This is a genomic window from Endobacterium cereale (assembly GCF_009617585.1).
GTDB classification, from domain to species: Bacteria; Pseudomonadota; Alphaproteobacteria; order Rhizobiales; family Rhizobiaceae; genus Neorhizobium; species Neorhizobium cereale.
This window is the reverse complement of record NZ_WIXI01000050.1, coordinates 235,609-260,638: the sequence shown is the minus strand read 5'-3', so window position 1 is coordinate 260,638 and position 25,030 is coordinate 235,609. Positions and strand designations below refer to the sequence as shown.

General features: G+C 59.5%; 24 protein-coding genes and 1 tRNA gene. 13 read left to right on the top strand and 12 right to left on the bottom strand.

Annotation, left to right across the window (positions count from 1 at the left end; all coding sequences use genetic code 11):
• Positions 1-52 precede the first annotated feature (52 nt).
• Positions 53-763, bottom strand: coding sequence for a FadR/GntR family transcriptional regulator (locus tag GAO09_RS24695; protein WP_153358760.1), 711 nt, complete (start codon positions 761-763; stop codon positions 53-55).
• Between the two features lie 157 nt (positions 764-920).
• The gene (locus GAO09_RS24690) at positions 921-1,982 is read right to left on the bottom strand and encodes an Ldh family oxidoreductase (RefSeq protein ID WP_324185475.1); all 1,062 of its coding nucleotides are present in this window, start codon (positions 1,980-1,982) and stop codon (positions 921-923) included.
• 137 nt (positions 1,983-2,119) lie between these two features.
• Here GAO09_RS24690 and GAO09_RS24685 point away from each other — a divergent pair, with 137 nt between their 5' ends.
• Both GAO09_RS24685 and GAO09_RS24680 read left to right on the top strand, forming a co-directional pair.
• Positions 2,120-3,280 carry an alanine racemase gene (locus GAO09_RS24685; protein WP_209018831.1) on the top strand — a complete coding sequence of 387 codons (1,161 nt, stop codon included), beginning with the start codon at positions 2,120-2,122 and terminating at the stop codon, positions 3,278-3,280.
• Between the two features lie 205 nt (positions 3,281-3,485).
• Positions 3,486-5,750: a TonB-dependent hemoglobin/transferrin/lactoferrin family receptor gene (locus GAO09_RS24680; protein WP_153358756.1), complete on the top strand. Its 2,265-nt coding sequence runs from the start codon at positions 3,486-3,488 to the stop codon at positions 5,748-5,750.
• Between the two features lie 65 nt (positions 5,751-5,815).
• Here GAO09_RS24680 and GAO09_RS24675 read toward each other — a convergent pair whose 3' ends face one another.
• Complete coding sequence (locus GAO09_RS24675) at positions 5,816-6,253, bottom strand: Lrp/AsnC family transcriptional regulator (RefSeq protein WP_153358754.1); 438 nt, start codon at positions 6,251-6,253, stop codon at positions 5,816-5,818.
• 116 nt (positions 6,254-6,369) lie between these two features.
• Between GAO09_RS24675 and rocF the strand changes: the two genes are divergently transcribed.
• The 4 genes from rocF (at position 6,370) to GAO09_RS24655 (ending at position 11,230) form a co-directional block, all read left to right on the top strand.
• Positions 6,370-7,290, top strand: a complete 921-nt coding sequence (gene rocF / locus GAO09_RS24670) for an arginase (protein WP_153358751.1) — start codon at positions 6,370-6,372, stop codon at positions 7,288-7,290.
• Positions 7,290-8,354 (top strand): ornithine cyclodeaminase, encoded by a 1,065-nt coding sequence (locus GAO09_RS24665; protein ID WP_153358749.1) that lies wholly within the window; start codon positions 7,290-7,292, stop codon positions 8,352-8,354. Before rocF ends, GAO09_RS24665 begins: the two co-directional genes overlap by 1 nt.
• Before the next feature lie 305 nt (positions 8,355-8,659).
• Complete coding sequence (mcpU, locus tag GAO09_RS24660; RefSeq protein ID WP_153358747.1) at positions 8,660-10,750, top strand: methyl-accepting chemotaxis protein McpU; 2,091 nt, start codon at positions 8,660-8,662, stop codon at positions 10,748-10,750.
• Positions 10,751-11,020: 270 nt separating this feature from the next.
• Positions 11,021-11,230 (top strand): hypothetical protein, encoded by a 210-nt coding sequence (locus tag GAO09_RS24655; RefSeq protein WP_153358745.1) that lies wholly within the window; start codon positions 11,021-11,023, stop codon positions 11,228-11,230.
• Positions 11,231-11,254: 24 nt separating this feature from the next.
• Here the strand turns inward: GAO09_RS24655 and GAO09_RS24650 are convergent, their stop codons facing one another.
• Positions 11,255-11,473 carry a hypothetical protein gene (locus GAO09_RS24650; protein ID WP_153358743.1) on the bottom strand — a complete coding sequence of 73 codons (219 nt, stop codon included), beginning with the start codon at positions 11,471-11,473 and terminating at the stop codon, positions 11,255-11,257.
• Positions 11,474-11,716: 243 nt separating this feature from the next.
• On the opposite strand from GAO09_RS24650, the gene GAO09_RS24645 reads away from it, so the two are divergent.
• From GAO09_RS24645 to GAO09_RS24635, 3 genes are read left to right on the top strand one after another with little or no spacing between them, the layout of a single operon-like run.
• Complete coding sequence (locus tag GAO09_RS24645; protein ID WP_338015103.1) at positions 11,717-12,604, top strand: heme/hemin ABC transporter substrate-binding protein; 888 nt, start codon at positions 11,717-11,719, stop codon at positions 12,602-12,604.
• Positions 12,601-13,686, top strand: coding sequence for a FecCD family ABC transporter permease (locus tag GAO09_RS24640; RefSeq protein ID WP_153358741.1), 1,086 nt, complete (start codon positions 12,601-12,603; stop codon positions 13,684-13,686). Before GAO09_RS24645 ends, GAO09_RS24640 begins: the two co-directional genes overlap by 4 nt.
• A complete protein-coding gene (locus GAO09_RS24635; protein ID WP_153358739.1) occupies positions 13,683-14,465 on the top strand; it encodes a heme ABC transporter ATP-binding protein in 783 nt (260 codons plus the stop codon). The genes GAO09_RS24640 and GAO09_RS24635 overlap by 4 nt, the downstream gene beginning before the upstream one ends.
• A gap of 64 nt (positions 14,466-14,529) precedes the next feature.
• On the opposite strand, the gene GAO09_RS24630 is transcribed toward GAO09_RS24635, so the two are convergent.
• From GAO09_RS24630 to GAO09_RS24605, 6 genes are all read right to left on the bottom strand, one after another.
• Complete coding sequence (locus GAO09_RS24630; protein WP_153358737.1) at positions 14,530-15,552, bottom strand: LacI family DNA-binding transcriptional regulator; 1,023 nt, start codon at positions 15,550-15,552, stop codon at positions 14,530-14,532.
• Complete coding sequence (locus GAO09_RS24625; protein WP_153358735.1) at positions 15,549-16,163, bottom strand: dual specificity protein phosphatase family protein; 615 nt, start codon at positions 16,161-16,163, stop codon at positions 15,549-15,551. The genes GAO09_RS24630 and GAO09_RS24625 overlap by 4 nt, the downstream gene beginning before the upstream one ends.
• Positions 16,160-16,981: an inositol monophosphatase family protein gene (locus tag GAO09_RS24620; protein WP_153358733.1), complete on the bottom strand. Its 822-nt coding sequence runs from the start codon at positions 16,979-16,981 to the stop codon at positions 16,160-16,162. Before GAO09_RS24620 ends, GAO09_RS24625 begins: the two co-directional genes overlap by 4 nt.
• A gap of 76 nt (positions 16,982-17,057) precedes the next feature.
• Positions 17,058-18,176 carry an ABC transporter substrate-binding protein gene (locus GAO09_RS24615; protein WP_153358731.1) on the bottom strand — a complete coding sequence of 373 codons (1,119 nt, stop codon included), beginning with the start codon at positions 18,174-18,176 and terminating at the stop codon, positions 17,058-17,060.
• Positions 18,177-18,217: 41 nt separating this feature from the next.
• On the bottom strand, positions 18,218-19,360 hold the full coding sequence (locus GAO09_RS24610; protein ID WP_153358729.1) for an ABC transporter ATP-binding protein: 1,143 nt from the start codon (positions 19,358-19,360) through the stop codon (positions 18,218-18,220).
• Between the two features lies 1 nt (position 19,361).
• A complete protein-coding gene (locus tag GAO09_RS24605; RefSeq protein ID WP_153358727.1) occupies positions 19,362-21,194 on the bottom strand; it encodes an ABC transporter permease in 1,833 nt (610 codons plus the stop codon).
• A gap of 275 nt (positions 21,195-21,469) precedes the next feature.
• Here GAO09_RS24605 and GAO09_RS24600 point away from each other — a divergent pair, with 275 nt between their 5' ends.
• The 4 genes from GAO09_RS24600 to GAO09_RS24585 all read left to right on the top strand — a co-directional run bounded on the left by GAO09_RS24600 (position 21,470) and on the right by GAO09_RS24585 (position 23,408).
• Positions 21,470-21,928 (top strand): hypothetical protein, encoded by a 459-nt coding sequence (locus GAO09_RS24600; protein ID WP_153358725.1) that lies wholly within the window; start codon positions 21,470-21,472, stop codon positions 21,926-21,928.
• Complete coding sequence (locus GAO09_RS24595) at positions 21,925-22,539, top strand: copper chaperone PCu(A)C (RefSeq protein WP_235938449.1); 615 nt, start codon at positions 21,925-21,927, stop codon at positions 22,537-22,539. Before GAO09_RS24600 ends, GAO09_RS24595 begins: the two co-directional genes overlap by 4 nt.
• Entirely contained in the window at positions 22,536-23,123 is a 588-nt protein-coding gene (locus tag GAO09_RS24590) for an SCO family protein (protein ID WP_153358723.1), read from the top strand. Before GAO09_RS24595 ends, GAO09_RS24590 begins: the two co-directional genes overlap by 4 nt.
• Positions 23,124-23,333: 210 nt before the next feature.
• Positions 23,334-23,408: transfer RNA gene (locus tag GAO09_RS24585), tRNA-Gln, on the top strand.
• 171 nt (positions 23,409-23,579) lie between these two features.
• On the opposite strand, the gene rhaD is transcribed toward GAO09_RS24585, so the two are convergent.
• Positions 23,580-24,434, bottom strand: coding sequence for a rhamnulose-1-phosphate aldolase (gene rhaD, locus GAO09_RS24580; protein WP_235938447.1), 855 nt, complete (start codon positions 24,432-24,434; stop codon positions 23,580-23,582).
• Positions 24,431-24,955 carry an L-rhamnose isomerase gene (locus GAO09_RS24575; RefSeq protein WP_209018830.1) on the bottom strand — a complete coding sequence of 175 codons (525 nt, stop codon included), beginning with the start codon at positions 24,953-24,955 and terminating at the stop codon, positions 24,431-24,433. Before GAO09_RS24575 ends, rhaD begins: the two co-directional genes overlap by 4 nt.
• Positions 24,956-25,030 lie beyond the last annotated feature (75 nt).

Here is a 25,030-nt window from a genome sequence, read left to right as displayed (position 1 = left end):
GAGTTGATTTCAGATATGTCTAAAAAAAATCCGCCGCCTCCTCGCGGCCGGATCAGTCTTCCCGTACCGGCTCCTCTCCAAAGCTTTCCGAAAATCTCTTCTGCGAGCGGGTCAGGTGCTCGCGCATGGCGTGACGTGCGGCTTCCGGGTCACCGGCAGCGATCGCATCACGAATGATCCGGTGCTCCTCCAGCGCCATCTGCCATGTATGTGGCCCCTCGAAATAGCTGGCGAGCTTTTCAAAATAGGGAGACAGTCGACGGTCGTAGATCAGCCCGGTAAAACGGTTCAGCGCCGAGTTACCGATGATGTTGGCAATCGCCGTATGAAAGGCCCGATCGATGGCCAGCGCCTGATGCGAATCCTCCAGCGAAACCGCCATTTCCGAAAGAAGCGCATCAAGCGCCGCAATATGTGTCGGTCGCGCGATCCGCGCGGCTTCTTCGGCAATGGCGCTCTCGATCAGGCAACGCGCCTGCAGAAGTTCGAACGGTCCGTCACTGTCATCGGCCGGCAAAACGGCGTTCGTCGGTGGCTTGCGACTGACATAAACACCGGATCCCATGCGGATCTGGATCAGCCCCTCAACCTCCAGCACGATCAACGCTTCCCGCACGGTCGGACGCGAGACGCCCAACCGTTCAGCAAGCTCGCGCTCCGCCGGAAAGCGATCGCCAGCAGGCAGCTCTCCCGTTTCGATAAGCGCGCGCAACTGCTCCGCGACCTGCCGGTAAAGGCGGCGCGGCTCCAGAGCCACAAACATGAAATCCTCCCGGCGCTGACAGTTCCTCCTCCGCAGCGCAGGTGGTCAGATTGTCTGACCAATTTGCAGATGTCAATATTTTATAAAGAAATGGGCCCATTCCTATAGGCGACTATAGGAATGGTAAGCCTTGACATACACTTGGGCCTTGCGACGCTCACCCCTGGAGCGTCACACCGTATTTCTGGCCGAGTGCTGAAAACGCCTCGCGCGTGGCCGGATCGATCACCACCCCGTTTTTCTCGCGCTCGGCCGCCACTGCCCATTCACGGTCGCCGGGTGCCATCACCCGCTGGCCTTCGCGGGTCGGCGAATTGCGCAGAACCTCGAGATACCGCATCATGCCTGCATCGAATGTCGCCTGATCTCCAAACGCATCCGGCTTGATGGCAAGGACGAAGGCACCCAGCCCGCGCGGCGTCGCCATATCCTGTGACATCATGCCGGGAATATCGAAACTCAGTCGCATGCCGGTGACCACGGCGCTCAAGATTTCCGCAAGTCCGGCAAGCCCCGCACCTTTAAAGCCGAATTCACCCCCGAGCGGCGCCAGCATGTCCACTGCTTCCGCATCGCGTGTATCTATGCCGCTAGCATCCGACGCTACCGCCTGCGGCAATTCGGTTCCGGTGCTGCGATAGAGAAGCACGCGATTGAAGGGGATGGCGCTGGTCGCCATGTCGAGCAGCCACGGATTTTCCTGCGCCGACGGCACCGCGACGGCAATCGGATTGGTGCCGTGAAACCGCTGCGCACCGCCATGCAGGCGCACAAAACTGTCGGAATTGCAGAAGGTGAAGCCGATATAACCCCGCCTTGCCGCCTCCATCGAATAGGCGCCGGCCGGGCCGAAATGCGAGCTGTTGCGAATGCCGACGGCACCGATGCCGAATTTTCCGGCAAGCGCCACGGCATGATCCATGGCCGTATAGGTCGCCAGCGCACCATGTCCGTCACCGGCATCCAGCGTCTCGATGGCACCGAAGGCATTGACCACTTTCATCTCCGGCGCCTTTTTGATCCGCCCGCCTTCAAGCACCCTGACATAATGATCGAGCAGACGCACGCCGTGGCTATCCACGCCATGGCGCGTGCCATGCATCATCGCCCTCGTCACCGCATCGGCGGTCGTGTCATTGGCACCGCAGGCGACAAGCACCGAACGGCAGAACCGATCAAGCTCCACCAGCGAAACATTTTTACGGCCCTGTTGATCCACGATTTTGGCTCCTCCCTTTTTCCTCTCATGCGAAGCTAGCGCATGGATCCGAAAACAGGAATGGTTTCGAGGATGGCGAACCGCCTCATTCGACGCTAATGCTTCTGCACCCGCATCGACGCATCAGAAGGTTTTCCATGTCCGAACAGCCGTCCTCTCCTCTCGACCTCTCCACCCGGTTTTGCGGTTTCGATGCGCTGAACGAACCGCGCGTGGTCATCGACGAAGCGGTTCTTCGCCGCAATATCGAGGATATGGCAACGCTTGTCGGCGGGCGGGCGGCGCTGCATCCGCATATCAAGACCCACAAGAGCCTCGAAATTGCCCGACTGCAGAAGGAAAACGGCGCTTCCGGTTTTACCACGGCGCGGCCTTATGAAGCCGCCATGCTGCTGCGCGATGGCCTTTTCCCCGTCACCCTCGCCTATCCGCTTCTCAACCCGCAGACCATTGCCGGACTGTTGCGCGAGGCGACGAGCGCCGAGGACATTCGCTTCGTTGCCGACAGCTGCGAGACGGTGGATGCCCTGATCGCGGGTGCCCGGGAAGCCGGACGCAGGGCGACTGTGTTCATGAAGGTCGATGTCGGCCTGCATCGTTGCGGTGTCGACCCGAATGCCGAAACAGCACTCAAAATCGCCGCCGCGATTGACGGCAGCGCGGACCTTAACTTTGGAGGTATCCTCTCGCATGCCGGTCATGCCTATGGCGCCGGCAATCCCGTCGTCGTCACCACGATTGCCGAAAGCGAGCTGGCGATCATGACCGCGATGCGCCGGAAGCTTGAGGCCGCCGGAATAGATGTGTCTCGCGTGTCCATCGGCAGCACGCCGACACTTGTGAAAAATGCTGGTTTCGAGGGCATCGACGAAGTTCGCCCCGGCAATTACGTCTTTTACGATCTGACGGCCGTTCGGCTGGGACTGGTTGAACGCGACAGCCTGTCACTGGGCGTGGCCGCGCGGATCATCGCCGTCAACGACCATTACGCCATCGCCAATGTCGGTTCCAAAACCCTGTCATCCGATCTCGGCGCACACGGCACCTCGGCCACGAAATCTTTCGGCGAAGCATGGATGATCGGGCATGACGCGCCGCTGCCGGTGGCCAAACTGTCGGAAGAGCATGCGTTTCTGGAACTCGGCGGCAGCGGCCCGAAGGTCGGAACACCAGTGCTTATTTTGCCCAATCACTCCTGCCCCGTCGCCAATCTGAGTGGCCGATTGCTGGCGCTTGGCACGGTAGACGTGCCGTCCAGGGAAATCCATGTCGAGGGATTTGTCGGCAATTGGCGCTGAGGCCTTCTTTGCCTGATAGCTGCCTAACCTGGCATGGAAGCGATCCAATCCGCGCGATCTCAAATGAATGGCAGAAAAGTGACACCTGTCATGCATTTTATAAACATGAGTATTTAACTCAGATTCAAACTTGACTCATTGACGCAGGATTTTCTAGCTAACAGCGACATTTCCGGTGGGGAAATCAACTGTTTTGGGGCCTGTAATGAAGTCATACAATTCCAGATCGCGCGCGCTCATTTGCGGCACGGCCATGGTGTCCATCCTCTGCGTCACATTTCCGGCCCTGGCGCAGGACACGGCCCAGCAGAACGAGACCCAGCTCGGCCCGATCGTCGTTCAGGGACAAAGCGGCACGGCCGAAGCTCCCGCGTCTCCCCTGACCGAACGAACCGAGCGGGCCGTGATTCAGCAGCGCATGGTCACCGATTTCAAGGATTTTGCGCGCCGCGTGGATGCCGGCGTCAACTTTAGCAACCAGACCAACAGCGTGAACCTGCGCGGCCTGCAGAACGATCGCGTACTAACGACGCTGGATGGTATTCGCGTGCCGTGGCTGACCGACCCGCGTGATTCCGCACGCGGGGGCGTGAATGCATTCGACTTCGAAAGCCTGTCCGCCATTGACATCACCAAGGGTGCCGACTCCAGCCGCTACGGCTCCGGAGCGCTTGGCGGCGTCGTGGAATTGCGAACGCTTAATCCGGAAGACCTCATTGACGGCAAGAAGAACTGGGGCGCTCTGGTCAAGAGCACCTATGACAGCGGCGATGAAAGCTGGGGCAATAACGCAGCCATAGCGGGACGGTTCAACGACACCTGGTTGCTTGTGCAGGGCGGTTACAAGAAGGGTAACGAGACCGGCAATGAAGGCACGATCGGCGGATACGGCACGACCAGAACCGAACAAAATCCCGGCGACTTCGACCAGCGCAACGTTCTCGTGAAGCTGCATCAGTATCTCGATGGCGGTCATCGTTTCGGCCTGACCGGCGAAATATTCAATCGCGAAGAAGATTTCAGCAATATGCGTGGCACAACGTCCTCGTATCAGCCGGGTTCTCTGCAATCGGGCGAAGAGGTCGACCGAAAGCGCCTTTCGGCATCCTACGATTTCATCTCGCCTGATAACAGCGACTGGCTCGACCAGGCAAACGTGGTCGCCTACTGGCAGAAGCAGAGCCTGAACAACACGACGGACGGTTTTCGCCTTCCTGACAGCCGCGCATCGATCATTCCCAGAGATCCCTTCCGCTACGGCTTCCCCACAGGTGTCTACCAGCGTGACAACCTGCTGGAACAAACCTCCTATGGCTTGAGCGGAAACGCTTCAAAGGAGCTGGATCTCGGCGGCCTCTCCAACACGTTCCGCTTCGGTGGCGAAATCTACTGGCAGGATACCCATCAGTATTCCGCAGGCGTGGATAATTGCCCGGACGTAAACTGGAACACGATTGCCCAGCCTTTTGGACCGCAGAGTTGCCGCATGCTGCATTCCAACTCGTCCGACATGCCTGATGTCGACAGCTTCACGTTCGGCATGTATGTCGAAGACGATATCAAGTTCCTCGACGATCGGCTGACGATCACACCCGGCCTGCGTTTCGACTATTACGAACACTCGCCAAAAAACACCTCTGCCTATCAGGGCAGCCCTCTTTTCGATCCGGAATATCTGGAAGGCACCAGCGATTCGCGCTTCTCGCCAAAGCTGCGCGCGGCGTTCAAGGCAACGAACGAACTGGAGCTATTTGCCCAATGGTCGCAGGGTTTCCGTGCACCCAGCGCCACCGAACTTTATCAGACCTATGGTGCACCGGGCTCCTATGCACGCATCGGCAACCCGGACCTGAAAACCGAAACCAGCAATGGTTTCGAGATCGGCGCCAACTACAAGGCTACCGATTATAGCGTCTCGGCCACCGTCTTTAACAATTACTATCGCAACTTCATCGACACGGTAACGATTGCACCGCCGGGTGGAGAATTCCCGGTCGGCGGCATCACCGGATATGATAATTTGGACCGTGTGCGCATCTATGGCATCGAATTGTCCGGGGAATGGCAGTTTGCCGACAATTGGCGGACATGGGGTTCATTCGCCTTGTCGCATGGCAAGGATACCGGCACGGATCAGTACCTGAACTCGGTCGCTCCTCTTCGTGCAATTGCCGGCCTTGGCTACGCGACCGACACATGGGGAACAGACGTGTCCCTGACCATGGCGGCAGCACGCAACAAGACGAGCGGTACTGGCTTCAAGGCGCCGGGTTACGGTTTGGTGGACACCACATTCTGGTGGCAGCCGGAACAGATTGAAGGCCTGAAAATTCAGGCTGGCATATTCAACGTCTTCGACAAGAAGTATTTCAACGCCATCGACGTGCCTGACGGCACGACGGTTGCTTCCAGAGACTTCTTCAGCGAAACCGGCCGTTCCTTCCGCGTTTCGATCACCAAGAAGTTCTAAATCTCTACAAATCCCGTATTGGCCGGGCTGTTATGCAGCCCGGCCGACAATTTTTCCAAACCAAATCACAACCGCGCCTTCGTGCTGCGCGGCGTCGCCAGCAGCAAATTCGTCTCGCTGGCCGTGATCCCTGGCACAAGCCGGATGCGCCGCAGCACGTTGTCGAAATCGGCCAATGTCGCCGTGCCAAGTTCGACGATCAGGTCCCAGCGTCCGTTGGTCGTGTGAATTTCCGAAACTTCCGGAAAGCCGCCGAGCGTCTGGATGACACGGTCGGCAACACGCCCCTCGATTTCGATCATCATGATGCCGCGCACAGGCAGCTCCACCGTATCTGCCCGCAGAATCACCGTGTAGCCGATGATGTTGCCGCTTTTCTCCAGCTTTTCCATGCGGGCGCGAACGGTCGCCCGCGATGTTTTCAGATCAGCGGCAATATCGGATATGCTGCGGCGTGCGTCGTGACGCAAAAGCGTCACCAGCTTGTGGTCGAATTCATCCATTGGCAGATTGATAAATCATGCCGCCGAAATGGAAAGCCGTTTCAGCTTATTTGGCAAATATATCTATTCATTCTGCCAGCCTGCCATGATCTTTTTCAATTGAACGGAGACATCACATGCATTGCAGATTGATCGGTATTCCCCTTCAGGACGGCGCGTCGCGGCTCGGCTGCGAAATGGGGCCGAGCGCCCTGCGTGTGGCCGGCATCCGCACAGCCCTTGAGGAACTCGGTCACGACGTGACGGATATCGGCAATATCGTCATCGATGATGTCTCAGAGATGCGTCATCCCAACCCTGCCCTGCGCAACCTGCCCCAGATCGTCGCCTGGACAAAACTCCTCAGCGAAGTCGCCTATCGCGAAAGCAGCAACGGCATGCCGATCTTCATGGGCGGTGATCACGCTCTTTCCGCCGGCACGGTTCCGGGTGTTGCGCGGCGTGCCGCCGAACAGGGGCGTCCCCTCTTCGTGCTCTGGCTGGATGCGCATACCGATTTTCATTCGCTCGACTCAACGACGAGCGGCAACCTTCATGGCCTGCCAGTTGCCTATTATACCGGCCGCGCTGGTTTCGACGGGTATTTCCCGCCGCTCACCCACCCGGTCGATCCGGCAAAAGTCTGCATGATCGGTATTCGCAGCGTCGATACGGCCGAGCGGGAGGCGATCAAGCAGACAGGTGTCACCGTTCACGACATGCGCACGATCGATGAACACGGCGTGGCCGTCCTCCTGCGCCGGTTTCTGGAACAGGTAGATGCCGCAAACGGTCTTCTGCATGTCAGCCTCGATGTCGATTTTCTCGATCCGTCGATCGCGCCCGCCGTCGGCACCACAGTGCCGGGCGGCGCCACCTTTCGCGAGGCGCATCTGGTGATGGAAATGCTGCATGACAGCGGCCTCGTCAGCAGCCTCGACCTCGTGGAACTCAACCCCTTCCTCGACGAGCGTGGCCGCACCGCCACGCTTCTCGTTGATCTCACCGCCAGCCTGATGGGCCGCACCGTCATGGACCGTCCGACAAGGAGCTATTGATGCCTGCCGAACAGAACCTCAACATCGTCCCCTTCGTCAGCGTCGAGAACATGATGGACCTCGTGCTTGCCACCGGCGCGGAGACCTTTCTGCGTGAACTGGCAACCTACGTGGAAGAGGATTTTCGGCGTTGGGAACTGTTCGACAAGGTGGCCCGCATCGCCTCGCACTCGCGTGACGGCGTCATTGAGCTGATGCCGGCCAGCGATGGCCAGCTCTATGCGTTCAAATACGTGAACGGCCACCCCAAAAACACCCGAAGCGGTCGCCAGACGGTGACCGCCTTTGGTGTGCTCTCGGATGTCGACAGCGGTTATCCGCTGCTGCTCTCGGAAATGACCATCCTGACGGCGCTTCGTACCGCCGCCACTTCCGCAATCGCGGCCAAATATCTCGCGCCGAAGGGTGCGAAAACCATGGCGTTGATCGGCAATGGCGCCCAGAGCGAGTTTCAGGCGCTCGCCTTCAAGGCGCTCCTGGGCATCGACAATCTGCGTCTCTACGATCTCGACCCATCCGCGACCGAACGCTGCCGTAACAACCTTGCCGGCCTCGGCCTGACCATCACCGCCTGCCGGTCGGCGGAAGAGGCGGTCGAAGGAGCGCACATCATAACCACCGCGACGGCAGACAAGCGCAACGCCACCATCCTCACCGACAACATGATCGGCCCCGGTGTGCACATCAATGCGGTCGGCGGCGATTCACCCGGCAAGACCGAACTGCATCGCGATATCCTGTTGCGTTCTTCCATCTTCGTCGAATATCCGCCGCAGACACGCGTCGAGGGCGAAATCCAGCAATTGCCGGCGGATTATCCGGTCACGGAATTCTGGCAGGTGGTGACGGGTCAGAAGACCGGCCGTGACAGCGATGGCCAGATCACGCTGTTCGACAGCGTCGGTTTTGCCACCGAGGATTTTTCCGCATTGCGCTACATCTACGACAGGTTGCGCGGCAGCAATCGTTTCGAAAACCTCGATCTGGTGGCTGACCCAGACGAACCGCGAGACCTTTTTGGCATGCTGTTGAGGCGGGCGGCCCAGCCAGCAACTTCCAAGTAATGTCGGAGCAAAATTCCTCTCAGCGCATAATACAGCTGCTGGATGCATATTTGGTGTGAGCCGCGCAATCAGAGACAAGTATTCCATGACGACAGCGCGACAATAAAAACAAATTTAGCCTCTCGCCGTCCTGTATCCGATACGTTCCTATCTTCTTTAATTCAAATTTAAACTGAATACCGTTCATTCCGCTGCAGTGCTGCAGATTTCCTGACACCGCGCGCATGAAGCGCCGCGACCGAGCCCGTGCGGGCATGCTCAATCTTGAACGCCCATCGTCGCTCTCCCTCCCAAGGTGCATCTGCTTGTCCAAGAAAACCAATCTGATGACGCGCATTCTGCTTGCTGCGTCTCTCGTCGTGGTCGCCGCGTTCGCCGGCTTCTCCCTTTACATCGATAGCCTGCAGCGCGGGGCCGTTGCCGACTCTGTCAAACACAACATCGAATCCTCCGGCAAACAAGCCGCCCAGAGCATTTCCAACTGGCTGAACGGCCGCGTCATGCTGACGGACAATGTCGCCAAGGGCATGGCACAGGCTGCCACCGACGATGCAAAGCTCTTGCTGTTGCAGAACGATGTGCTCAAGAGCCAGTTTCTTTCCACATATTTCGGCGCGGCTGCAGACGGTAAATATATCGAATGGCCGATGACCGGCGTCCCTGCCGATTATGATCCGCGCAAGCGCCCATGGTACCAGGCAGCGGCCAATAGCGGCCAGTCGATCCTCACCGAGCCCTATATCAGCGCATCGACCAACAAGCTGAATGTCACGGCTGCCGTGCCTGTGAAGATCAATGGCCAGATCGTCGGCGTTACCGGCAGCGATTTCTCGCTGGAATCACTGGTCGCTGCGATCAAGTCTATCGACGCCGGTCCGAAGGGATACGCGTTTCTCGTCAACAAGAGCGGCAAGGTCCTCATTCACCCGGATGAAAAGATGGTCGACAAGACATTGTCCGATCTTTTCCAGGGCACGACACCACCTATGTCCACCGCCGTCAGCGAAACGACAAGCGCCGGCGAGACCAAGCTCGTCAGCTTCCTGCCCATCGCCGGCCTGCCGGGCGCGGAATGGAGCGTCGGTTTCGTCGTAGACGAACAGACCGCCTATGCATCGATCGGCGAGTTCCGCATTGCGGCCACCATCGCCACCCTGCTCGGCGTTGCCGCCATGATCGGCTTCCTTGCGACCCTCCTCAGCAGCCTCGTCGTCAAACCAGTGACGCAGATGACGGCAGCCATGGAAGAACTGGCCAATGGCCATCTGAATGTCACCATTCCGGGTGAAAAGCGTACCGACCAGATCGGCTCGATGGCCGCCGCCGTTGCCGTGTTCCGCACCAATGCGCGCGAGCGCCTGCGGCTGGAAACGGACGCAGAAGACAACCGCTCGCTGACCGAACAGGAACGTGCAGAGCGCGAACGTGTCGCCTCGCGCAACAGCGCCGACGTAAGCTTCGCGGTCGATGCACTGGCGAAGGGCCTTGCCCATCTGTCCGACGGCGATCTCGAATATCGCATCTCGACGCCTTTTGTCGCCGATCTCGATCGACTGCGTGAAGACTTCAACACGTCCATCACCAAACTCAATGCCGCTCTGACCAAGGTCGGTCACAACGCCCGCGCCATCGATGCCGGCGCCAGCGAAATTCGTCACGCGGCCGATGATCTCGCCCGCCGTACCGAACAGCAGGCAGCCTCGGTGGAAGAGACGGCCGCCGCACTGGAAGAAATCACCACCACGGTCAAGGATTCGGCACGCCGCGCCGAAGAAGTCGGCCGTCTGGTCAACCGCACACGCGACAACGCCGAACAGTCCGGCAACGTGGTGCGCAACGCTGTCCGCGCCATGAGCGGCATCGAACAGTCGTCTTCGGAAATCTCCAACATCATCAGCGTCATCGATGACATCGCCTTCCAGACTAACCTCCTGGCGCTCAACGCCGGCGTCGAGGCCGCCCGTGCGGGTGACGCTGGCAAGGGTTTTGCCGTGGTTGCCCAGGAAGTGCGCGAACTTGCCCAGCGTTCCGCGAAGGCCGCCAAGGAAATCAAGGCATTGATCACCACCTCCGGCACGCAGGTGCAGGAAGGCGTAGCGCTGGTCGGCGATACCGGCAAGGCACTGCAAGCCATTGCCGCCGAAGTGCAGGAAATCAACGGCCATATCGCGGCGATCGTCACCGCATCGCGTGAGCAGTCGACCGGGCTGCAGGAAATCAACACTGCCGTCAACACCATGGACCAGGGCACGCAGCAGAATGCGGCAATGGTTGAGGAACAGACGGCAGCAAGCCACGGCCTCGCCTCCGAAGCTTCGGCCCTCAAGGAATTGCTGGCACAGTTCCGCCTGGGGAATGCTTCAGGCGCACGCACCGCCTACAGCCGGGCAGCGTAACCGCACGTAGCATCTGAAGGAAAAGATGGCCGGTTTTTATAACCGGCCATTTTCATTTGTTTGAGGTTGCCGTGATAGAGCAAGCGCCTGAAATCAGGGCGTGCAGCTGCATGTCTGGACTGATCGATCGGGGAAAGAGTGCTCGCCGGAAATGCGCAAAACTTGCGCGAGGCGGCAGGAGAAGGTAGCGCGTACGCAATACAATAAAACGCGCAGGGGCTTTATTGCCCACAAATCCTCAACGAAAGATAAACCGAAAGAAGTTTTTCCATGGAAACCGTCACCATCGAAACGCGCGCCGACTTTGCCCAGTGGGCGATCGAGCGGGCACGCGCCATCGTCGCGGATCAGGGCGGCAATCTGGCGCTGGCCGCACGCGACATGCAGGACGACAAAATCGCTGAAACCGGCAATGCGCTCGGCCAGGCGATCGTCGATGCTATGCTGGAAGTGTTTGACGGCCTTGCGCCGGAAGAATGATCTGCAAACTTCGTAGGCGCGGGCCTACGAAGCAAGCCGTGCCGGATAGTTTTGCTGGTCGGCTGCAAGAAAAAGCATTTCGCTGGCATCGCACCAGCCATCCGGGCGCATTCCCCTGATTGCGTCCGGCCATTCGGCAATGCCGCCGGCGTTGACATAGCCCAGGCAATCGCTGCAGCCTGCTTCTTCGAAGTGAAGGTAAGCCAGCCTGCCCGAAACGAGCTTTTCAATCGGACGCCACATAAAAACTCCTCAAAACTTACGTAATGCAGAACTGACGATGCATCGCGACGCTTGCGCGGGTCTGGTGACATGAATGTGACAACCGCTCATCGCGCACTTTCATATTGACGTGACAAATTCGAATTCGTGGAAATCCATTCCACCGCTGACTTGCAAAGCGAATAAACTTGAGTATCAGTGTCCAATTATAGGATCGGCACTGTGGTTGTCACAACCGCACCTGCCGGCAGAAAGGGCATTTCCGTGGTCTCTCGTCATCTCATCCGCTTTGTTTCTCTCGCTTTTCTGGGATTTGTCAGCGCTTCCGGCGCCGCCATGGCGTCCGATAAAGGCAACACCGAAGCCAAACGCATCGTCTCGATCGGCGGCACGATCACCGAAATTCTCTATGATCTCGGCGCCCAGGACCGCATCGTCGCGCGCGATTCCACCAGCTTCTACCCGGCCTCCGCCAATGCGAAACCGGATGTGGGATATATGCGGGCACTTTCCGCCGAAGGCATTCTCGGCCAGAAGCCTGACCTGATCCTGATGGAGGAAGGTTCCGGCCCACCTCCTGTCATCGAGATCCTCAAAGCCAGCGAAGTGCCGATGGTGGTCGTGCCGACCCCGCCGCAGGCCGACAAGATCGGACAGAAAATCCGGGATGTCGGCGCGGCCGTCGGCCTGACAGACAAGGCAGAAACACTGGCGGCCAAGACCGAAACCGGCCTCAAGGCACTTGCCGATGACGTCGCCAAGATCAAGGCCGACAAGAAGAAGGTTCTCTTTGTTCTGTCGCTGTCGAATGGCCGTGTCATGGCCGGCGGCGCCGATACCGAGGCAGGCGCCGTGATCGGCATGGCCGGTGGCATCAACGCTGCGCCGACCATCAACGGCTACAAGCCATTGTCGGACGAAGCCGTCATCGCCGCCGCACCCGACGTCGTCCTGTCCATGTCGCGCGGCGATCACGCCATCACGCCCGAGCAGGTTTTTGCTCTGCCTTCCATGCAGTCGACGCCGGCTGCGCAAAACAAGGCACTGATCTCCATGGACGGCCTGCTTCTGCTGGGTTTTGGCCCACGCACGCCGGAAGCTGCCCGCGCACTCGCCGCAAAACTTTATCCTGATGAGATCACGGCGCCATGAAGGCGCTCCCCATGCCGCTGCGGCCCGCAATCGAGGGTGACCGAACCCATCAGGGCATTTTTGTCCTGCTCGGGCTTACGGTGCTGCTTGTCATGGCCTGCCTCATCTCGCTCGGCGTTGGTCCCACCGGCGTCGGTCTCGGCGACCTCTGGTCCTATGTCACGGGCAGCAGCGACAGCCTGACCACGCAGGAACGCGTCATCCTCGAGGCTGTTCGTCTGCCGCGCACGGCGCTTGGCCTTCTTGTTGGTGCGGGTCTTGCCGTGTCCGGGGCCATGATGCAGGGCCTGTTCCGCAACCCGCTTGCCGATCCGGGTATTGTCGGCGTCACAGCCGGTGCGGGCCTTGCCGCAGTCGCAGCGATCGTGCTTGGCAACGGCATCCTTGCACCATTGGCGTTTCTGCTCGGCAGCCAGTTCCTGCCGCTGATGGCATTCTTTGGCGGCCTCTTCAACACCTGGGCGCTGTACGTGATCGCCACGCGCGATGGCCGCACCTCGACAACCGCCCTCATCCTCTGTGGCATCGCCATCGGCGCGCTGGCGATGGCGCTGATGGGGCTTCTGATTTTCATGGCCGACGATCGGCAATTGCGCGACATCACCTTCTGGAACCTCGGTTCGCTCGGCGGCGCGACCTATCAGCGGGTGTTTTCCATCCTGCCCTTCATCGGTGCCGTACTGATCATCATTCCTTTCGTCGCGCGTGGACTGGACGCCCTCATTCTGGGCGATGCCGCCGCCTTCCACATGGGCATACCGGTCCAGAGACTGAAAAAGATCGTTGTCATCGCAGTTGCCGCGGCCTGCGGTTCGACCGTCGCCGTCGCCGGCTCGATCGGCTTTGTCGGCATTATCGTGCCGCACCTTCTGCGTCAGGTCATGGGACCGTCGCATCGCTTTCTGCTGCCCGGTTCGGCACTGGGCGGCGGCGCCCTTCTGCTGATTGCCGATAGCGTGGCGCGAACAGTCGCGGCACCCGCCGAATTGCCGATCGGCGTCATCACCGCGCTTTTCGGCGCGCCGGTTTTCCTGTTCCTGCTTTTGGGCCGGAACAGCATCAGCATGCGGGACCTGCCATGATCACCGCCGAAAACATCACTGTTGCGCGCGGTGGGAAAAACCTCATCACATCTGTCGATATCGAACTTCGACCGGGCTGTTTTACAGTTGTCATCGGCCCCAACGGTGCCGGCAAATCGACGCTGATGAAAGTCCTGTCCGGCGAGATGCGGCCGGACAACGGTTGCGTCACCTATCATGGCAAGGACCTGCATAATTGCCGACCGGAAGACCTGGCAAGATGCCGGGCAGTCTTGCCACAGGCAACACAACTGGCCTTTCCGTTCACGGCGTTGGAAATCGCCCGAATGGGTGCCGTCGCCCATGGCGCGCTCGACCCGACCGAACAGGCAAAAAAGGCGCTGACGCGCGTCGGCTTGCACGGCTTCGAGCGTCGGCCCTACCCTTCGCTGTCCGGCGGCGAGCAACAGCGCGTGCAATTCGCCCGTGCCCTCGCACAGGTTCCGGCAGCCGTCACCAATGGTGTGCCGAACGCGCTGTTTCTCGATGAGCCAACCGCAAGCCTCGATCTCGGCCACCAGATTTCCGTACTGGAAACGGCACGCGATTTTGCCGCCGCCGGTGGCATCGTGCTCGCCATCCTCCACGATCTCAATCTGGCTGCCGAATTTGCCGATCATCTTGTGGTCCTGCATGGGGGCAGGGTCATCAAGGCCGGCGTTTGTGCCGATACGATCACCGACGACGTGATCGCCAAGGTCTATGGCATCGGTGGTGCTGTCGGCCGTCTGCCTGCTGCCCATATGCCTTATGTATTGCCGCAGTCACGACATCGGTGATGCCGTTGCGGGGATGATCTCCGAAGCTGCCCTTTCCTCTCGCCCCATTTTGGACGGAAGCTGTTTATGGCCCGGAGCGAACCGTCTTTCGCCAGACCGGCAACGCCTTCAGCGTGGTGATCGCATCGGCAACTGAAAACTCGCGTCCCTCGGTGACGCGGAGCGCAATCATCTCCGCGATTTCCTCGATCGGCTGACGGAAGGTGGTCAGGCCATACCCATCCCAACCGGCCTGCTCGATATCATCGAAACCGAGCACGCAGATATCCTTCGGGATGCTCATGCCAAAATCCTGCCGTGCGATATCCATGAAACCGCAAGCCAGAAGATCGGTCACGCAGAAAACCGCATCGGGCCGGGTTGAGCCCGGCAGCAGCAGACGTGCCGCTTCCGCACCGCTGCGATAACTCGTGGCGCCGGTCTTGATCACCTGCGGTGGTTCGAAACCCGCCTTGATGGCGGCAGCGCTGAACAGCCTTTCACGCGCCAGAAGGCTCGGCGAATTATTCGTCGAAGACACGATCGCAAACGACCGGCATCCAGCGCGCGCGAGCATGTGCCAGGCGTCGTTCATGGCACTCTCGTGATCGAGATTGATATGGTCGGCTTCCTCGATCTGCCCCTGCCGGTTGACGAGAATGACGTGCTGGCCGCTCTCGATGCAGATGCGCACCAACGAGACAGGCGGAGCGCCGGACAGGACGATGGTGGCGGACGCGCGATAGTTCAGCGTCTGGTGCAGTGCCGCGCGCGAATCCGCCTCGTTGCCGGCGGTGTTGATGACCATGACGGCACGACCGGCTGCCTGAATACGGCGGGTCAGCGCTTCGAGAAGCGCCGACTGGTATGGCGCATGGAGATCGCCGCCGAGAATACAGATGGGACGGCTCTTTTCCTGCGACAGGCCACGCGCCAGATGGTTGACGTGGTAGTTCAACTCTTCGGCCGCCGCCAGAACCTTGGCCCGGGTCTCGTCCGAAACGCTCGCCCCCGCAGTGAAGGTGCGCGAGACGGCCGAGCGGGAAACTCCGGCCCGGCGTGCCACCTCGCTTGCACTCGCAAAATTCTGCGGCGGGCGGTTCGTCATGCGACAGCTCTGTCCTTGTTCGCCTCGATGAGACGGATCATGTCGGCAGCACGTTCAATGGCATGTATGAGTACGGGCTTCGGGGTCTCGAACCATTCGTCCGGATGCAACTGCCTTGCCTCACGCACATGGGCGATGGCTGAAGCCAGTGTCGGATAAAGTTCCGGCATTTCCAGATGCAGGAAGAGAGCAACCAGCGACACGGAACGGCTGCGGCCGGCGCGGCAATTGACCAGAACATTGCCTTTTTCCCGTCGCGGATAGGACGGCTTGTCCGGAAAGGTCTGGCCGAGTGCACCGCGCAGCAGGTAATAGCCCGCCACGAACATCGTGTCCGCATTGCCCGGGCCATCGACGAGACCGAGCTTGTAATAACGCAGGAAACCAGGGCCAGACGCGACCCGGCCGTCCTCGGCCTTCTGGTCGTCGCCGACAAGATTGACGTCGAAGTTGACGGCACAATTGACGATGACCTTGATGTCATGCGCATCCAGCAAGTCCGGCGTGCTGACAGCTTCCTTGCCGCCGATATAAAGATCGACGTCCCAGCCCGGCAGGTTTTTCTGGATAAGGCTAAGGTGCGGCCGCTCGTAATGCGGAGAGGACGTCATGCCGCTTCCCCCTTGCGCTCTGTCGGTGCGATGGCAATTTTCATCGCATCGGAAAAATCCAGCGCAACGCCGGGGGCTGCCGCGAAGATTTCCCCGCCCGTCAGCAATTCGCCTTCAGCCGCGGGATAGGCACCGGTGATGCCGCCTGCTTCGCGCACCATCAGCAGGCCGGCAAGGCAATCCCAGGCATTCATGTAGTATTCGGCATAACCATCGGTCCTGCCTTCGGCCACCCAGGCAATGGCAAGCGCACCCGAGGCGCCACGGCGGATATTGGCGCCCTTGGCAAACACCCGCTCCTGCGCGGCAAGATAATCCGCCGTCGCCACACGCGGCGACCAGCCGATCTCGACCGAGGCGTTGGCGATGGTGTCTGTCGCAGCAACCGACATCGGCATCCCGTTCTTGGTTGCCCCTGCCCCCTTGCGAGCGAAATAGAACTCATCCGTCACCGGATTGAGGATCGCGCCCAGCAGCGTCTCGCCCTTTTCACAAAACGATATCACGACGCAGAAATGCGGGATGCCGCGCGCGAAATTGGCGGTGCCGTCGATCGGGTCGATCACCCACAGAAGCTCGGCAAGCGCGCCGCCGGCTTCTTCGCCAAGAATGCCATCCTGCGGGAAGGCGGCGGTTATGGCGGCGCGAACATGGTTTTCCACCGCGCCATCGGCCTCGGTCAGGAAATCCTGACGCCCCTTGAGGGTAAAGTCGCCGGGCTTGCGGGTACGAAATGCTTCGAGCGCCAGCGCGCCGGCGGAAGCCGTTACGGTGCGCAGCAGGGTTTCGCGTTGGTTCAGTTCATCGACAGTCAGCATGGGGTCTTTCGGCATAAGGGTGACGGGGCTCCATGAAAACGGGCCCCGTCGTGTTTGGTTAAGGACTATGCGGCGATTACTTCTTGTAGTTCAAGGACCAAAGATCCTGCCAGTCCTGACGGGCTTCCCAGTCGTCGCCACCGGTCGAGGCATCGTAAGACAGGAGTTGGTCACGAACCTTGCCAACGCCGGACGGTTCATTGTCGGGCAGGCCGATCGTGGTGTTGGTCGACATCTTGCCATCCTTGGCCTGCGGCGCGATGCCTTCGGCCGTCATCATGTAACGAATGAACAGCTTTGCCGCGTTCGGGCTCTTGGTGCCGGAAGCGATCAGGCCGAGCGAAGGATAGGTCCAGCCGGAAAACGGCGACAGACCGGCACAAAGACCAAGCTTCATGCCATCCTTGTTGTCGCGATATTTGGCAGTGCTGACGAGGCCGACAAAGCTTTCCTTGGTGTCCGGTGCGCCGATGGATTCGGCTGCGGCACCATCGCTGTCGGTTAGAAGCGGGCTGTTGGCTGCAAGCGCCTTGACCCATGCGGCGGTGGCGCTGGCTTCATCCGTTTTCAGCGGCTTGCCGTATTGCGCCTGATAGGCGTCGGCGACGGCCTTGTCGGCATGGGTGGCCAGCTGGTTGAACCAGTCGGTGTAGGAAGGTTTGCCGACCGGATCCTGCATCGCGATCTTGCCCTTCCATTCGGCTTCGGTCAGTTGCCAGATATTGCTGACCGGGCACTTGTCATGGAGAGCCGTGTTGTAGGTCCAGACATTTGGAGCAAGAACCACCGTCAGCGGATCCTGGTAGAGAGCAGGAATGTCCTTGGCGAGATCGGTCGGCAGCCAGCTTTTGGCATAACCCTTGGCAACGATCTGCGACAGGGCAGCCGGGGCATCCGCCAGAATGACCACGTCAGCCTTGACGTTGTTTGCCTGGGCTTCGCGAATGACGATCTCAAGCGTTTCCGGAGCACCGGATTTTACACCGGTCGCCTTCACACCGTATTTTTCTGAAAAGGCCTTGGCCTGTTCGACGATCTTGCCGGTGGAATCGTAAACGGTGATCGGCGCCTCTTTCTTGGCGGCTTCGATCATGGCGTTGAGGTCAAAAGCCTCCTCAGCGCCGGCGCTGGTGGCGCCCAGCACGACGGCTGCGGAAAGCATCAGGGAGGAAATCAGAGTGCGGGAAAGTCTCATCGGTATTCCTTTGAGTGATGGAAAGACGGATTGTTGAGAGGTTATGCGGGTAAAAGTGCCGGACGGCTGATACCGGCCGGCTGTGCCACGCTTGCGGCGCGGATTTCGTTGGCCTCGATCCGGCGACCTTCGGCATCGAAAAGATGCAGGCCTTCCGGCATTGCAAAACACTCAACCATATCGCCGGGTTTTGCCGTCGGGCGCAGATGGGTTGCATGGAATAGACGCTCTGCGCCCAGCGAAAACTCCATGATCCAGCTGCCGCCGGTGGGCATGATGCTTTCAAGCCGAAACGCGCCAAGCGGCACCGCATCGACGCGGGACGTCAGTGTGATCTCTTCCGGCCGTATGCCGACCGCGGTCGCGCCCGAGATTGGCCGATCACTGAAGAGGCGCGAGGCGAGACCGCCGCGCGAAGGGTTGCCACCCAGTTCGATCATGTTGATCGGCGGGTTGCCGATGAACTCGGCCACGAACCGGTTGACGGGCCGCGAATAGATATCGTCCGGTGCGCCCACCTGCTGCAGGCGTCCGCCGCTCATCACCGCAATCGTGGTCGCCAGCGTCATCGCTTCCCACTGGTCGTGAGTGACGAAAACGATCGTCGTGCCAAACTCGTCATGCAGGCGGCGCAGCTCGGCGCGCATTTCAAGCCGAAGCGTTGCATCGAGATTGGAGAGCGGCTCGTCGAGCAGCAGGATTTCCGGGCTGACCGCCAGCATGCGGGCAAGCGCCACGCGCTGCTGCTGTCCACCGGAAAGCTGTGCAGGATAACGCTTCGCATAGTCGCGAATGCGCAGTTTTTCCATCACGTCATTGACCTTGGCGCGACGCTCCGTCTCCGGCAGTTTGCGTAGGCGCAGACCGAAATCGATATTGCGCTCGACGGTCATGTGCGGCCACAGCGCGTAGGACTGGAAGACGAGACCGAGGCGGCGCTGTTCCGGCGGCACGAAAGTGCCGGAGCCGAGACTGTCGACCACGCGGTCGCCGATCCTGATCTCGCCGTCGCTCAGATGCTCCAGCCCGGCGATCATCCGCAATGTCGTCGTCTTGCCGCAGCCGGAGGGGCCGAGCAGGCACATGAACTCGCCGTTCGCGATGGTGAGGTTCAGGTCATCGACCGCCGGCTGGCCATGGCTAACATAGTTCTTGGTAACGTGAGTGAGGGTGATATCAGGCATGTCAGCTCTCCAGTCCCTTGGCGATGCCATTGCCAGTGAGACGGTTGATGAGAATGGTGCCGGCCAGAGCCAGAAGTGCGATCATCAGCACGACGGCATTGGCGGCCTGGGTGTAGTTGTAATCGACGAGACGCAGCGAATAGGTCGTCAGCACGTCGGTTGCCGGCACGGCGAGGATGATGAACAGGCTGACGCCCTTGATGCCGGAAATGAAGGGCAGAAGGATCGCGCTCGCCAGTGCCCGTTTCTGGATCGGGAGCACGATGCTGATCATCCGCCGCCACCAGCCGGCACCGGCAACACGCGCTGCCTCCTCCGGTTCCTTGCCGAGCTGTGCCATGGCGGCAATGCCGGAACGGGAGGCAAAGGGCATCTGGTCGGCGATCAGCGCCAGGATGAGGATGATGGAGGTGCCGTACAAAGCCGGAATGGGGCCGCGCGGCACGGCAAAAAGCGTGAGGAAGGCGGCGGCAAAAGCAATGCCGGGCACCAGATAGGGCATGAAGGTGATCTGTCGGAGGAAGGCGCCAAGCGTCGCAAACGGGCTGCGAATGACCACGTAGCCGACAAGCAGCCCGAGCACGCCGGAAGCAAGCGAAGCAGATCCGATAATGATCAGCGTGTTGAGGCCGGCGCTCCAGAATTCCGGTGCAAGTAGAATACCGTCACGCAGCGCGACCGTATCGAGATTGGAGCCGATCCAGTAATCGAAGGTGAAGTTTTCCGGCGTGAAACGGCCCGGAATGCGCATGATCGTGGACAAAAAGAGCGTGCCCAAGGGGATCACAACGCCAATCGCGAAGAAGACTAGCGCGAAACCGGCGGCAGGCAATTGCCAGCGGCCGAGCGCACGGCGGCGATCCATCGCGCCCTTGCCGCCGATGATGGCGAAACGCCGCGCCTCACGCATCATGCGCGTATCAATGTAGAGCGTCAGCACGCCGATCGTCATGATCACCGCTGCCATGACTGCCGCCATGCCGGTCTGGCGTGTCGAGATCGCACGATAGAGCGAGGTGGACAGCGTATCGAAACCGACCGGCAGGCCGAGCACATAAGGCACGGCAAACTCGCCGATACAGTCCGCGAGAATCAACAGGCCACAGGACAGAAGCGCCGGACGCATCAACGGCAACACGATCTGGAAAGCAACGCGACGGCGGCTGGCGCCAAGAATGCGCGCAGAATCCTCGAGCTGCGCATCGAGACGCTGCAAGGCGCTGCCAAGAATGAGGATCACGAAGGGCGCGTAATGCAGCGACAGGATGACGATCATCGGCAAGCGGCCATAGGCCAGCCAGTCCGGCGTCGCGAAACCGAGATTTTCCAGCCAGCCCGGCTGACCACCGACGGTGCGGTTCTTGAAAATCGTCGTCCAGGCCAGCGCCAATGTCCATGTCGGCAGCATGAAGGGAATGATCAGCGCCGTTGCCAGCCAGCCGCGCCCGGCAAGCTCCGTGCGGTTGATCAGCCAGGCGAGCACACCACCCACAGACATGGACAGAACGATGGCACCCAGCGCCACCGAGGCGGTGTTGAGCAGCGGCTGCCAGAGAAGAATGGATGACATCCGCGAGGCGAAGGCCCGCGTGAGATAGTAGAACGTCCACGCACCTTCCGGCGCTCTGGTGCGCGCCGCATCGCCGATCTGCACGATCGCCACATTGACCAGGATCGAGATGACAGGCGCAAGGATCAGAAACGCAAAGATTGCGGCCAGCAGAAACCCGATGGCGATGACTGGGTCGCGCGTGGCCACGGCAAACCGATGGCGCAACTTTCGGAACCCGAAACCGGTTTCCTTACGCGTCGCTTGCTTGTCGATAGCCACCATGATGGCCGCCCCTTTTCTCGTCTAACGAGGAGGGACCATAAAAACGATCAATGACAGCGGGATGACAATTTGCACATATGTGCATTTCAAAATTTTATCGAGATAACGCAATTATCTATTCGAATTGGGCAAAAGAAACACGCCGAAACGCAAGATCCACTCTCGATACAAAAATCCTTGCGCATAGGTACAAGCGCTACTGCCAGCTATTCCCCTAAAATTTCTGGAGCCGGCGCCGCGGAAGTTGCAGCGGCAAATCACCGCAGATTGATACCATGCAGATCGGTGACATGGCCGTGCGTTTGTGGCATGGAAAGCAAATGAGGGCGATCAGGCAAATCCTGTACGACAAGGTTCTGGCCACTGCATTGACGGTGGTGCTTGCCTATGTGCTGGTTCTTCAAGGGCTCACCGGGGGATACGCCCGGGCGTCCATGCTCGAGCCTGCTCAATCCGCCTATCACGTCATTTGCGCTTCATCGGGTACAGTCGATATCAAGTCGGCAGACAGCGACGCCCCGCTGAGTAAAAGCGTGGAATGTTCCTGCGCAATGCTCTGCCGTCTGGCCAATTCCACAACGCCGACGGCCCTGCCGAGTTTTGTCTTTTTCACCGTGATGATGACGCAGACAAGCGCGATCATCACGCCCGTTGACGACACGGCAAAGCCTCACCTGCAGCGTCGCCTGCTCGCACAACCGCGCGCGCCTCCCCGGCTCTCCCGCACTGTTTGAATGATGAGTTGCGCTTTGCGCGCCGCCATCGAGCTTTCGAAAGACACGTTCGCCATGCGGCCAGCAATAAGCGTTGGGTCAGCCGGCGTGTCTTTATCAACACAGATTTGGAGGACACCATGATCAGGAATAAAATTGCAGGCGCAGGCGCCATTCTCTGCACCATGCTGGCATTCGGCGTAGCCGAGGGACATGAATTCAAAGTTGGACAGATTGAGATCGGGCACCCCTACTCCCGCGCCATGTTGCCTGTTGCCAAGGTGGGCGGCGGATATATGAAGCTGACCAACAACGGTGCGGCTGACCGCCTCGTCAGCGCCACATCGGCACGTGCCGGCAGCGTCGAATTCCACGAAATGAAGATGAATGGCGCGATCATGGAGATGCGGGAACTCGACAGTGGCATCGCATTGCCGGCGAAATCCACGGTGGAATTGAAGCCCGGCGGTTATCACGTGATGTTCATGAATGTGACGCAGCCCTTCAAGGAAGGAGAGATGGTGAAAGCGACACTCGTTTTCGAGAAAGCTGGGCCGGTCGACGTTGAATTCTCGGTTGGTCCCGTTGCCGGAGAAAAAGGCCACGGCGCCCATGCGGAGCATGGCAAATGAAGCCAAAAAAACCGTTCATGCTGGTCGCGGGCGCCATTTCAGGCATTTTCGTGCTGGCCCTCATCGGCGTCATGGTCTTGATGACCAATGACACGCCGCGTTCAGGCCGGTTTGGAGCCGCCTTCTCTCTGGTCAACGACCAGGGAGAAGCTGTCGACCGCTCGATCTTCAAGGGCAATCCCTCACTGGTCTATTTCGGCTATACCCATTGCCCGGAAGTCTGCCCGACGACGCTCTATGAAGTGGCCGGTTATCTGGACGCACTTGGAGAGGACGGACTACCTCTGAAAACCTATCTGTTTACGGTCGACCCGGAGCGTGACACACCGGAGGTCATGAAGGGTTATGTCACTGCCTTTTCCGACCGCATTACCGGCGTCACGGGGAAACCGGAAGAGATGACGAAAGTGATAGCAGGCTGGAAAGCATTCGCGCGCAAACAACCCAACCCCAGCGGCGGCTATTCCATGAGCCACACCATGGACCTTTTTCTGATCGGTGCCGATGGCCGGTTGAAAGGCCTCATTCCTTACGGCGCAGACCATAATGAAGCTGTCGAAAAAATCCGGGCGACTCTTCTTTAAAGGGTGCGCGCAAAACGAACTTGCTCAGGCCCCGGACTGCAGATCAGGGCGCCTGAACAACAACCGCGGATCATTATCCCCAGGCTGAACCTTTACGCAAAAAAGCAACGCCTTGCGGATTGCCGATGTGACAAAGCTTTGCTAATGGGTGGCACCGCTTTGATCCGGAGCGCGAATCCTTGTTTTTCGCAACATGAACCCGGTCATTGATGGGGCGTCGCCAAGCGGTAAGGCACCGGTTTTTGGTACCGGCATTCCCAGGTTCGAATCCTGGCGCCCCAGCCACTGCTCTGTCTACAGAGACAACCTGACGAACCCCGGATCGCAACCGCTGCCCTTTCGGCAGTTTTGCACAGCGACGAACAGCAGACACGCACCTCATCGCGATGACGGCCCAAGAATGTGCGCCGCTGCTTTGGCATACGCGGTCTCACGTTTAAGGATGAACGGTCTCACCTATTCGCCGGCCAGTCGCCAATGTTCGATCGCCATGGCTTCCGGCAAGGGATCGACACCAAAGCGGGCAGCCAGATCAATCAGGTTCTGCGTTGTCATCGTCTGCCGAGCACCTCCCATGGAAAGGACTTTGACCAGGACTTCAGACGCCTTTTCGGCTGTGTCGATCAGGCCAAAAGCTTCATCAAGCGTTTCGCCGCACCCGAAGATGCCGTGGAATGGCCACATGACCAGAGTGTGTCTGGCCATTTCCCTAGCAGTCGCATCGCCGATCGTATCCGTCCCCGGAACCAGCCAGTTCATCGTGCCGACCCCTTTCGGAAAGACGACAAGACACTCGGTGCTGGACTCCCACAATGCCCGTGTCACATTGGCCGGATCGAGATCGAGGACATAGGTCAGCGCCAGAAGATTGGTGGCGTGGCAGTGCATTATCACACGATCGGCGCCGTTGCTGACTGTCTGGCGGACAGCATGCGACTTCAGATGTGAAGCGAGCTCCGACGTGGGCGCCCCGCCGTCAGCATAGCCCCAGAGAACCTTCACCGATGCACCATCGGCCGCGACCTGTACGATACCAAGGTTCGATGCAGGATCGAGCTGGACATTTCGGAAATATTTGCCAGTTCCGGTGACGATGTAATACTGGCCTGCCAGTTCGGGGACCGGATCGCTGATCGGAGCAGTCCTGTTTGCCGACCACTGCGCCAGATAGGGGGCAACGTCCTCCGGCAGGAGACGCAAACTTAGATTGCCGCCATTGCGTTCGTCCCAGCCCTTCAGCCACATGTCCGAAGTGGCCTTCACCATCGCGGTTACGAACCAGGAATTTGCGGTATGCTGTGTCATGATCATGCGGCCTTTCGTTCGCTCAGCACGTTGCGTTCATAAGTTCTGACCTCATCCAGCCAGGCGATCCCGACCGGCACATTTCTGCTGAGGCAATAGAAATCCCAGATGGCGGACCATGGCATTGATTTGGCTTCTTCCATCATCGCAAGCCGCGCCGTAAAATCACGCAGGGCTTCAGCCTTCTGCAGTTCGGCTGCAGGTTCCAGAAGGGCACGCAAAAGTGCCTTGCGCATGTTGCACGTACCGATCACCCAGGCCGCAAAACGATTGATGCCGGTATCGAAGAAGTCGAGGCCGATATTGACCTTGGAAAGCGCATCGCCACGGATCAGTTCGTTGGCGATAACTTGCAACTCGTCATCGAACAGCACGACATGATCGCTATCCCAGCGCACCGGACGCGATACATGCAGCAGCACTTCATCGACGAATTGCAGCATGGAAGACAGCTTGTCGGAAACGACTTCGGTCGGATGAAAGTGGCCCGCATCCAGGCAAAGCAGGGGTCTTGCGGCTGGTCGCATGGCCCATGCAAAATTCGCTGGAACCAACCGTGTCGCTCTCCGCACCGATGCCGAACAACTAGCTTTCGACCGCAT

What these genes read in the sequence shown, in the direction of transcription:
- GAO09_RS24695 (WP_153358760.1), bottom strand. Translation starts at nt 763, where the DNA reads ATGTTTGTGGCTCTGGAGCCGCGCCGCCTTTACCGGCAGGTCGCGGAG.
- GAO09_RS24685 (WP_209018831.1), top strand. Translation starts at nt 2,120, where the DNA reads ATGTCCGAACAGCCGTCCTCTCCTCTCGACCTCTCCACCCGGTTTTGC.
- GAO09_RS24680 (WP_153358756.1), top strand. Translation starts at nt 3,486, where the DNA reads ATGAAGTCATACAATTCCAGATCGCGCGCGCTCATTTGCGGCACGGCC.
- GAO09_RS24675 (WP_153358754.1), bottom strand. Translation starts at nt 6,253, where the DNA reads ATGGATGAATTCGACCACAAGCTGGTGACGCTTTTGCGTCACGACGCA.
- rocF (WP_153358751.1), top strand. Translation starts at nt 6,370, where the DNA reads ATGCATTGCAGATTGATCGGTATTCCCCTTCAGGACGGCGCGTCGCGG.
- GAO09_RS24665 (WP_153358749.1), top strand. Translation starts at nt 7,290, where the DNA reads ATGCCTGCCGAACAGAACCTCAACATCGTCCCCTTCGTCAGCGTCGAG.
- GAO09_RS24655 (WP_153358745.1), top strand. Translation starts at nt 11,021, where the DNA reads ATGGAAACCGTCACCATCGAAACGCGCGCCGACTTTGCCCAGTGGGCG.
- GAO09_RS24650 (WP_153358743.1), bottom strand. Translation starts at nt 11,473, where the DNA reads ATGTGGCGTCCGATTGAAAAGCTCGTTTCGGGCAGGCTGGCTTACCTT.
- GAO09_RS24640 (WP_153358741.1), top strand. Translation starts at nt 12,601, where the DNA reads ATGAAGGCGCTCCCCATGCCGCTGCGGCCCGCAATCGAGGGTGACCGA.
- GAO09_RS24635 (WP_153358739.1), top strand. Translation starts at nt 13,683, where the DNA reads ATGATCACCGCCGAAAACATCACTGTTGCGCGCGGTGGGAAAAACCTC.
- GAO09_RS24630 (WP_153358737.1), bottom strand. Translation starts at nt 15,552, where the DNA reads ATGACGAACCGCCCGCCGCAGAATTTTGCGAGTGCAAGCGAGGTGGCA.
- GAO09_RS24625 (WP_153358735.1), bottom strand. Translation starts at nt 16,163, where the DNA reads ATGACGTCCTCTCCGCATTACGAGCGGCCGCACCTTAGCCTTATCCAG.
- GAO09_RS24620 (WP_153358733.1), bottom strand. Translation starts at nt 16,981, where the DNA reads ATGCTGACTGTCGATGAACTGAACCAACGCGAAACCCTGCTGCGCACC.
- GAO09_RS24615 (WP_153358731.1), bottom strand. Translation starts at nt 18,176, where the DNA reads ATGAGACTTTCCCGCACTCTGATTTCCTCCCTGATGCTTTCCGCAGCC.
- GAO09_RS24610 (WP_153358729.1), bottom strand. Translation starts at nt 19,360, where the DNA reads ATGCCTGATATCACCCTCACTCACGTTACCAAGAACTATGTTAGCCAT.
- GAO09_RS24605 (WP_153358727.1), bottom strand. Translation starts at nt 21,194, where the DNA reads ATGGTGGCTATCGACAAGCAAGCGACGCGTAAGGAAACCGGTTTCGGG.
- GAO09_RS24600 (WP_153358725.1), top strand. Translation starts at nt 21,470, where the DNA reads ATGCAGATCGGTGACATGGCCGTGCGTTTGTGGCATGGAAAGCAAATG.
- GAO09_RS24590 (WP_153358723.1), top strand. Translation starts at nt 22,536, where the DNA reads ATGAAGCCAAAAAAACCGTTCATGCTGGTCGCGGGCGCCATTTCAGGC.
- rhaD (WP_235938447.1), bottom strand. Translation starts at nt 24,434, where the DNA reads ATGATCATGACACAGCATACCGCAAATTCCTGGTTCGTAACCGCGATG.
- GAO09_RS24575 (WP_209018830.1), bottom strand. Translation starts at nt 24,955, where the DNA reads ATGCGACCAGCCGCAAGACCCCTGCTTTGCCTGGATGCGGGCCACTTT.